Origin of the sequence: Wolbachia endosymbiont of Bemisia tabaci (assembly GCF_003999585.1) — a bacterium.
GTDB lineage: Bacteria > Pseudomonadota > Alphaproteobacteria > Rickettsiales > Anaplasmataceae > Wolbachia.
The window spans coordinates 1096021-1105653 of record NZ_CP016430.1 but is presented as its reverse complement, the minus strand read 5'-3'; the positions used below and the strand labels follow the sequence as shown (position 1 = coordinate 1105653).

The 9633-nt window shown below is 33.7% G+C and carries 7 protein-coding genes; 3 read left to right on the top strand and 4 right to left on the bottom strand.

Annotated elements, in window-relative coordinates; translation table 11 throughout:
- Positions 1-24: 24 nt before the first annotated feature.
- Positions 25-1395, bottom strand: a complete 1371-nt coding sequence (mgtE, locus tag BBB02_RS05410) for a magnesium transporter (RefSeq protein ID WP_127464210.1) — start codon at positions 1393-1395, stop codon at positions 25-27.
- Between the two features lie 155 nt (positions 1396-1550).
- On the opposite strand from mgtE, the gene prfB reads away from it, so the two are divergent.
- Positions 1551-2652, top strand: a protein-coding gene (gene prfB / locus BBB02_RS05405; protein ID WP_245970095.1) for a peptide chain release factor 2 whose coding sequence is annotated in 2 segments (ribosomal slippage) — positions 1551-1616 and positions 1618-2652 — 1101 coding nt in all. Because the reading frame shifts where the segments join, the coding sequence is not laid out codon by codon here.
- 174 nt (positions 2653-2826) lie between these two features.
- On the opposite strand, the gene BBB02_RS05400 is transcribed toward prfB, so the two are convergent.
- Positions 2827-4113 (bottom strand): Na+/H+ antiporter NhaC family protein, encoded by a 1287-nt coding sequence (locus BBB02_RS05400; RefSeq protein ID WP_127464208.1) that lies wholly within the window; start codon positions 4111-4113, stop codon positions 2827-2829.
- Positions 4114-4292: 179 nt separating this feature from the next.
- Between BBB02_RS05400 and BBB02_RS05395 the strand changes: the two genes are divergently transcribed.
- Both BBB02_RS05395 and BBB02_RS05390 read left to right on the top strand, forming a co-directional pair.
- A complete protein-coding gene (locus BBB02_RS05395; RefSeq protein WP_245970094.1) occupies positions 4293-6638 on the top strand; it encodes an ankyrin repeat domain-containing protein in 2346 nt (781 codons plus the stop codon).
- Between the two features lie 90 nt (positions 6639-6728).
- Positions 6729-7652 (top strand): RluA family pseudouridine synthase, encoded by a 924-nt coding sequence (locus tag BBB02_RS05390; protein WP_063631156.1) that lies wholly within the window; start codon positions 6729-6731, stop codon positions 7650-7652.
- A 7-nt stretch (positions 7653-7659) separates the two neighbouring features.
- Here the strand turns inward: BBB02_RS05390 and BBB02_RS05385 are convergent, their stop codons facing one another.
- Both BBB02_RS05385 and BBB02_RS06540 read right to left on the bottom strand, forming a co-directional pair.
- On the bottom strand, positions 7660-8922 hold the full coding sequence (locus tag BBB02_RS05385; RefSeq protein ID WP_127464206.1) for an MFS transporter: 1263 nt from the start codon (positions 8920-8922) through the stop codon (positions 7660-7662).
- Between the two features lie 35 nt (positions 8923-8957).
- On the bottom strand, positions 8958-9633 hold a 676-nt coding region (locus BBB02_RS06540), incomplete at its 5' end, for an amino acid--tRNA ligase-related protein (RefSeq protein WP_305847162.1).

Genomic DNA, 9633 nt, shown 5'->3' with positions numbered 1-9633 from the left:
AAAGCAATTTTTATATAGCAAGATTCAGCTATTTAATAAAAAGATCGTGGCTAGACCAAAAAATATAAGAGCTGAGAGAATATCAGTTGTTGCTGATGTTAAGATTGAAGACGAAACAGCAGGATCGGATCTTAAACGATGGAGCATTATAGGAATGAAAGTGCCGATAAATGTTGCAATAATCGACATTGCAATCATGGAAACTACGAAAATGATCTCTACTTTTAAACTATGGAACCTTATTGCTAATACTACGAGCGAAATTGTAGATAAAATCACTCCATTTATAAGACCTATTAAAAATTCTTTCATCAGTATTCTTTTTGCATTTTGCTCAGTTAGATATTTTGTTGCGATTGCACGGATAGTTAGTGTTACTGTTTGGGATCCTGCATTTCCGCTCATTGATGCAATTATTGGCATAATTATTGGTAGTACTATAAAACTTTCTATTACGTTATCGAAAAAGCCAACTACTATAGAACATATTGTTGCAGCTAAGAGGTTAAATAATAACCAAGGTAGCCTTTTAATTATAGTTTTATGTATAGGAGCATTTATATCAGATTTAGATGATACACCGCTTATTTTGAGTACATCCTCTTCTGCTTCTTGCTGAACAATTTTGATTACATCTTCAATAAGGATTACACCGATAATTTTACCACTCTTATTTACTACTGGAGCTGATAATAGAGAGTAATCTTTAAATATTCTTGCTACTTCTTCTTGGTCCATTCCAGTTTTAATTATTTTTATATCTTGACTCATTATCTCTTTTATTATTGTTTCTCCTGAGTGAGATATTACCTTATTTAAGTTGAAACTACCTATAGGTTCTAATTTCGAGTTAATGATGAAGATTTGGTAAAATGTTTCTGGTATTTTTTTATAATTGCGCAAGAATTCCATTAGCTGATTTATCGTCCAATAATACGGAGCTATAACCATATTTTTATGTATCAACCTTCCTGCACTTTCTTCTGGGTATGATAACAATTCCTCTACTAATTTTTGAGTTGCATTGGGTAAGTAGTTAAGTATGTTTTCTATAGACTTTCTATCCAAATCTTTCACTATGGCTACTATATCTTCTACATCAAGAAGCATTAGTAACTTTGCTGTATTTTCTATTCCCAATATTTCTATGACCTCTAATTGTAAATCCGGTACTACATGTACTAAGGCATCACTTAACAAATGTTGATCGAGGATATTAACTAATTTCTCCCTGTGATCACTGATCGAAGTAGATAAAAAATAAGCTAACTGAACACTATCTATCGTTTTTACAATATTACGAACATTCTCTAATTCTTGATTATCGAGAGACTCTATTAAATCATCAATAGCCTTTTTGTCTAAACCATAATGAGAACTTGTTTTAATATTCATTACTTTACCTTATTTTTTTTATAAATATACACACTTGATTTTATTGAACATTCAAGTATAATAAAATTATTTTGAATTAACTATTATATGGTTAAATTTCTATTTTGTTTGCTGTTATTGTTAGTGATAATAAATATATTAAAGTCTAAAGTATAATGAAAACCCATCCAGAAATCCTTGAATACTTTCAAGGCTTAAATAAAAGTATTTCTCTTATCAGGAGGTGTCTTTGACATAGAAAAATTGAAGTTGCGTCTTGAAGAGCTGGATTCTCAAGCGTCGAATGATAATCTGTGGCAAGACAATCAAAAAGCACAAGAAATTTTAAAAGAACGCTCTAAAATTAAGCATGACATAGAATCGTTTTCAAAGATAGAAAGCGATTACAACGATGCTATCAGCTTGATGAAATCTGCTATTGATGAGAATGATGAAGAATTTTTTTCTGAAGTTGAAGGTGAGTTAGCAAAGCTAGAGAAATTAATCAAACTTAAAGAGACAGAATCCTTATTTACTGGTGAAGCAGATAACAATAACTGCTTTTTAGAAATCCACTCAGGAGCTGGTGGAACAGAGAGCAATGATTGGACTGAGATGCTCATGCGCATGTATACAAGATGGGCAGAAATTTATCACAATTTTAAAGTTGAAGTTGTAGAAAAATTAGATGGTGATGCAGTTGGTATAAAATCTACAACAATAAAGATCATCGGAGAAAAAGCTTACGGGTGGGCAAAAAGCGAAAGTGGAGTTCATAGATTGGTTAGAATATCACCATTTGATGCAAATGGTAAACGTCATACCAGTTTTGCAAGTGTAGGAGTAACTCCAGTGATTGAAGATTCAATAGATATTGTTGTGGATGAAAAGGATTTAAAGATCGACACTTACCGTGCTTCTGGAGCAGGTGGTCAGCATGTAAATAAGACTGAAAGCGCGGTACGTATTACGCATATTCCAACAGGCGTTGTAGCTCAATGCCAAAATGGTCGTTCTCAACATAAAAATAAAGATGAAGCACTTAAACTACTTAAAGGACGTTTATATCAAATTGAATTGGAAAAAAAAGAACAGAAAATGGCCGAAGAATATGGCAAGAAATGCGATATAGGTTGGGGAAGTCAGATCAGATCGTATGTTATGCATCCGTATCAAATGGTAAAGGATTTAAGGACTGGACATGAAGTTGGCAATATAAATTCCGTTTTTGATGGCAATATAGATTGTTTCATAGTTAGTGTATTGGAGTTAAAATGAGATTTATTAAAAAGCTAAGTTTTATGCTCTTCTAATAAGGGGAAAAGAAAACCAAAACCTATTGAGAAAAATGGAACAATTTTGTGAATATATCTATTATCCAAGTAGCTGATGAAAATGGCAACTCGTTTCTTATGGGCACAAAAATGTAACATGAAGAGAAATCTTCGTACATTAAGTTGTAGCCGCGCAACGTCTGCCATTGATGATTATTTCACCTACTGTAACTGCTGCCAAAATAAAGCAGTAATAAACTTGTGTTAACAAAGAAATAGGTGAGACAGAAGCAATGCTACCTGCTAGCAGCAGCTGGGAACCATAAGGTAAGATACCTTTTGTAACGCAAGCAAAAATATCTAATAAGTATGCGCTGCGATACGGTGGAATATCATGTTTTTGCGCAAGCCTTTTTGCAATATCGCCACTTAGTAAAATAGCAATTGTATTATTAGCAACTAAGATAGTAAACATAGATGCTATTCCAGCTATTACAAATTCAGCTTTAGTTTTTGTAATATTACTTTCATCGATGAATCTATGTAATGCCTCTTTACCCTGCTTATACATTATATGGCTTAATCCACTAATAAATAGAGCGAATATCACTATCTCGTTTACTTTTGTGAACCCATCATATATGTTATGAGAGAGTTGAACGATAGTATAGTCAAAAAAAATTATCCCTAGTACACTAGCAATAATTATATTTACAGTTATTGTGACTAAAGTAGTTACTTCAAATAACCCCATAATTATTAAAGAAATGTAAGGAATAATCTTTATTACTGATAAATAATCTAAATTTGATGTAGGAATAATTTTTGTACTATCTGCCATAATTGCCAGATAGACAAGCGTTATAACGCTGGCAACAAATGCTACTTTAGAATTCACTTTAAGTTTATCCTTTATCGTGGCCCCCTGTGAAGAAATAGATGCAATAGTAGTGTCAGATATCATTGAAAGATTATCACCAAATACGGCACCTCCAACTACAGTTGCAGTTCCTATTTCAAGACCAAAAGCCCCACTTTTCGCTAAGTTAACAGCTATTGGTACCATTAGTACAACAACTCCCATAGACGTACCAATTGCAGTTGATATAAAAGCGGAAGCCAAAAATACTCCAGGCAGTAGTAATCTTGCTGGAAGAAAATTGAGAATTAAATTAGCAACAGTATCTGCACTACCAATTGATTGAGTAACCACAGAAAATGCTCCAGAAAATAGAAAAATTAAACACATAGTAAGGGTGTTTTTATCACCCATACCCTCGATGACAGTATCGATGTTACGTTGAATTTTACCTGCACTACATGCAACAGCAAAAAATAGCGCCGGTAGTAGGCAAATTACCGATGAAACTTGGCGAAGCGGATTATCAATTCCAATAAAGGAAAAATAGATACCACTTCCAAGGTATAAGATTAAAAAAATAACCAAAGGAAAAAAAGCTGTCATTTTACTGCCTTAAAACCTATGATTATAATCAATTAAGTGGTTTCAGGCAAGCTTGGTTTTCTGTAAGTTAATAACAGTCCTTTTAGACTCTCAAGTTACGCTATGGAAAATGCGTTGACTATTTTACCACAATATATAGCATCAAAAAATACTCTATAGTATGAGGTAAAGCTATGGTAATGACATATGAACAGTGGAACATAATATTAGGTACAATTGATCAAGAGGTAAATTTAAGTAAAGACAATGTAATTGAAAGAATAAAAGAGCTATTAAAGGAAGTAAAGATACTAGGGCAAGCAGAAAAATCAAGAATGTTAGAAGAGATATCGCATGAATTAGAAGTATCAAGCAAGATTCCAAGAGTACAAGAGACACAAGAGCCATTAAAAAAGATACTAAAGATGGTAAAGATGGTAAATGTACCGCAGGCAAAAGAAGAAGTAGAAGAGATACCAAAGGAGCCAAGGGTATCAAATGAGCAACAGATGGTAAAAAGAATGCTAAAAAGGTTAGGTGTACAAGAGACATCAGAAAAATCAAAAGCAGTGGCGCTAGAGGATGTGCTAAATGCACGAAAGATCTCAGAAAAGGTACCAGCGATGCTAGATACACAAAAGATACTAAAAACACTAAGTAGACTAAAGGAAGAAAGTAGAAGTATGTATGAAGAGTGGAAGAAAGCCAAATTTAATATAAATTATTGGTTTGAAGTAGATTGCCTCCATGAACGCTATTCATACACGTTATTGTATTTAGCTATTGATTTTAAGCTGGACAGTTTAATAGATGCTTTGCTTGAAGTAAAAGGAATCGATATTAATGCACCAGGTCCGTTTTCCGAATGGACTGCTTTACATTGGGCTGTTGAAGATAGGAACACAAAAGTAGTACGCAAGCTAATAGAAAAAGGGGCAAATGTTAATCAGCTGGATTCATCTCAACGGACTACTTTATATCAGCCAGCTGTAAATGGCGATATAGAAATAACAAAAATCTTAATAATGAATAAGGTAAATCCTAATGTGGAAGATCTGATGAACTTGACTGCTTTATATGAAGCTGCCAGGAATGGCCATAAAGAAGTAGTAAGGTTCTTAATGAATAATGGAGCAGATATTAGGAAGAATGGGGCGCTTAAATTTACTCCTTTACATATTGCTGTTGCAAATGTTGATAGAGCAATGGTGAATTGTATAATAAAAAACGACAAGAATATTAACAAAAATATTGAGATAGTGGATGTACTTGGATGGACCCCTTTATATTGGGCTGCTGCAAGTAATAATATATCAATATTAGAGGTCCTATTACAGACCATATTACGATGTAGAGCAAGTGTTGATATAGAGGATAAGTTAATTGGGCGATCTCCCTTACATATTGCTGCTACGAATGGTAATGTGGAAGCAGTAGAGCTCTTAATAAACTATGGAGCAGAGGTTAACTATAAGGATGCATGGGGATGGACTCCTTTTAATTGTGCTGCTGAAAAAGACAATATAGAAGTAATGAATTGTCTAATAGCCCATGGAGCAAATATTGAGACGAATGATCCACAGAAAATATTACTTTCTATTCATCCATATAATTATCTAGAAGCAGTAAATACTATAATAAAACTTGAAATATGGAAGGATGTGATGAAATTAATTGAAATTGAGAATTTACTTTATGCTGCCCGATTTGGTAATATACAAATGTTATATAATCTATTAGCACTTGGAGTAAATGTTAATGCACATAACAGTTTAAGATCAACTGCTTTAATTGAAGCTGCCAAGTATAACCATTCGGAAGTAGTAGAGATCTTGATTTCCCGTGGAGCAGATGTTAATGCACAGGATGACTTAGGGGCATCTCCTTTAAGTTATGCTGTCGCACGTAGACACTGGATAGTAGTAATGATCTTACTATGCTATGGCGCAAATCTTTCATTGCCTGATAATTGTCATGAAACTGTAAGAAATTTAGCTGAACGTCAAGGTATAAGTAATCTTCTAATGGAAGCAGAAGAAAGAGCATCAGCTATACTTACACAGCTTACAGCAGAATCACGTATGATGCAACACACAGCACCACATATGTCGAGAAGAATAGAATCACCTCTTCTACCTATCAACTTTAAATTTATGATAAGAGATCAAGCTAACCAAATTGAACAATTACAGTATAACGCTAAACTTAATGAAAAAAGAGTAGCATTTATAACTGACCAAATTAAATGTATGCAGTTAGGAACTAATACTAAAGCGTGTCCAGCTGAAATAGATGAAGTAAAAGAACAAATATTACATAGTCCTTGCAGGTGGTCATATCCCACTAAAAATGTTAATGTAAGAAGAGTAACACCTTTGGCTAATGGCATTGCGCGTATGCAGTTAGAGCCTAGTACTAAACTAGATATGGTAGAAGATGGACAAGCATCACTATCATCTATCATAGCCATGAAGAATATGTGTACTCGTATGGAAGATACAATCATCTCTAGATTTCTAACTCATAACGCTGGAAGACAGATGTAAGTAGCTGACACTGAAAAGTATATTAGGTAGAGTTATGTGCTATTAGATTTCAGTGTACTCTACTTTCATTATAAAATTTCTATAAGTAAGATGCCAGATAGTACCAAAACCATATTAGTAGAAGACAATAACGTTAGGCTCGATAGGTACATTAGAAGAATTTTTCCCAATTTGAAACAATCTGCAATTGAGAAGTCTTTAAGGAAAGGGTTAATCGAAGTTGATGATTGCAAAGCAAAGTCTAGTGATAGAGTAAATTCTGGACAAACTATAACGCTGAAGCACTTGAATTATATTGAGAATGCTAATTCTGATCGCAAATATAATGAAAAGTTAGTAAATCTACTAAGAGAGAACATATTATATGAAGACAAATATATACTAGCTATAAACAAACCCGCGGGAGTAATCGTTCAAGGCGGTATAAAGGTAAAAATTAGCATTAGTGATTTGCTTGATCAAGTAAGAGAAGGGGAAGTATTTAAAATTGTCCATAGACTTGACAGAGACACAAGCGGAGTAATAATATTCGCGCGCAACGCCAGTGTTGCAAGATACCTTATGGAAGAATTTAAAGGACGTAGAATAAAAAAAATTTACCTAGCATTAACTTCTGGTATACCGAGCAAAGATAATGGAATAATAGACTACCCATTGGTGAAAAAATATATTTCAGGGCAAGAAAAAGTAGTTATTGATGAAGACTCACTTCAAAATGCCACTACGCATTTTTCAATTATATCAAGATTAAAACATAATATTGCTTATTTAAAATTACAACCAATTACCGGCAGAACACATCAGTTACGTGCACATTTAGCTCATATAAATTGCCCTATTCTTGGTGACGGTAAATATGGTGGTAAAAAAGCTTTTATCGATGGGGTAGTAAATCAGATCCACCTTCATTCGCATTCTTTATCTTTAAAATTGCCAAATAATAAGGAAATCACTATTACTGCTCCTATCCCTAGGCACATCGAAAAATCTATTGAAGTGCTATCTTTCAACTGAAACGATTTCACCAATCAACTTTTCTATCTTTGGCTTTAATTTGAAGTACAGATATTAGGCTAATTAGTGCGCAGGCAGTAAGATAAATACCTGCTGCAAATTTTGTTTGAGTTTTTTCTATAAGAAATATGCATATCGATGGAGAAAGGCCGCCAAAAATACCTGCAGATATGTTATGTGCTAAGCTGAAGCCAGTGCATCTAACTTTCGTTGGAAATAACTCGCAGGCGAGAGAATTATATATTCCAAAAGATGCACCTATCGGTATGCTCATCAACAGAAAAGTGAATGTTATAATATAGTGATTAGCATATGATAATAGCGAAAGTACCGGCAAGCTAACACAAGCTAAAGTTACTAATGTAGGAATTATCACATTTTTTCTTCCAATTTTATCAGAAAGTATTGCAAACAGCACTGCAGACGTTCCAAATGTGATTTCAACCATGATCCTTACTAGATTTTTAATATCAATGCCTGAAAGAATAAGCTCTTTTACAGATATGTTGTAAAACATGATTACTGAATAAACAATTGCGTTTTGAGCAATGCCAAGTCCAATTGCTATCACAAATGCTCTTTTATAATTCTTGATTAATTCTAAAAAGGGAGAGTTAGATAAGCTTTTATTTTGGTCATGAGTTTTATATGCTAGACTCTCTTCCATTATGTATCTTATTAAAAAACCTATAATGCCCATAACAGAGCAGAAATAGAAAAGCAACCTCCAGCCCCAAATCTCATAATTTTCACCTGTAAACTTTTTGCAAATGGCTATCATTATAAAACATGTAATAGAACCAAGAGCACCACTAAAAGCTTTTATGCTACCTAAAAAGCCTAAATTCTTTTTATCGCTTGAATGCTCTATTAAAAAGGCTGAGTTAATGCTCGTTTCCCCTCCTGTTGCCATTCCTTGTATTATTCTACAAAGCAGAAGCAATATAGGAGAAAATATTCCTATTTCTCTAAAACTTGGTATAATTGCAATTGCAGTAGACGATATTGAAGCTAATATTACGGAAGTCAGTAAAATTTTTCTCCTGCCATGCTTATCTCCAATGTAACCAAAAATAAACGCACCAAGTGGTCTAAATCCAAAGCCAATTGCAAAACTGCCAAGAAATTTGATTGTGCTCAAATAATTATTTTCTGAAGGAAAAAAAACGTTGCTTATTATATGAGTTAAAACTCCAAACAGAGTTACTTCATACCATATAATCATATTGCAGATTATGCTTGATAGTATTGCTTTTTGAATATCGTTCATAACTTCCAGTTTACCACACTCCGCTATAAAAATTTTTATTCAATAACCTTCAAGGATAATTCACGTAAATGCTTATCATCTACTTTAGAAGGAGCGCCCATTAGAACATCTTCTCCTTGCTGATTCATAGGAAAACAGATTACTTCACGAATATTCGGCTCATCTGCAAGTAGCATAACCATTCTATCAACCCCTGGCGCTATTCCACCATGAGGTGGCGCTCCAAACCTGAATGCACGCACAAGCGCGCCAAATTTTGTATCAACTTCCTCTTTACTGTAGCCTGCAATGGCAAAAGCTCTGTACATAATATCTAGTTTGTTATTACGAATCGCCCCACTTGAAAGCTCTATTCCATTGCAAACGAGATCATATTGATAAGCAAGGATATCTAGTGGATCTTTGTCTTCTAAATCCTTCAAGCCACCATGTGGCATGGAAAATGGGTTATGAAAGAAATCTATTTTTTTGCTTTTATCATCATATGCAAAATATGGAAAATCGATGACCCAGCAAAACTTAAAGATATTGTCATCTATAAGACCTAGTTGTGATCCTAAGAGAGAGCGAACTTTCCCTGCAATTATTGCTGCTTCATTTTCCTTATCAGAAGCAAAAAATACACTATCTCCAGGCTTTACATTTGTTATTTCTTTTATAGAATTTAACCTATTGTCATCAAGAAATTTAGCAATTGGTCCTTTTGCAATG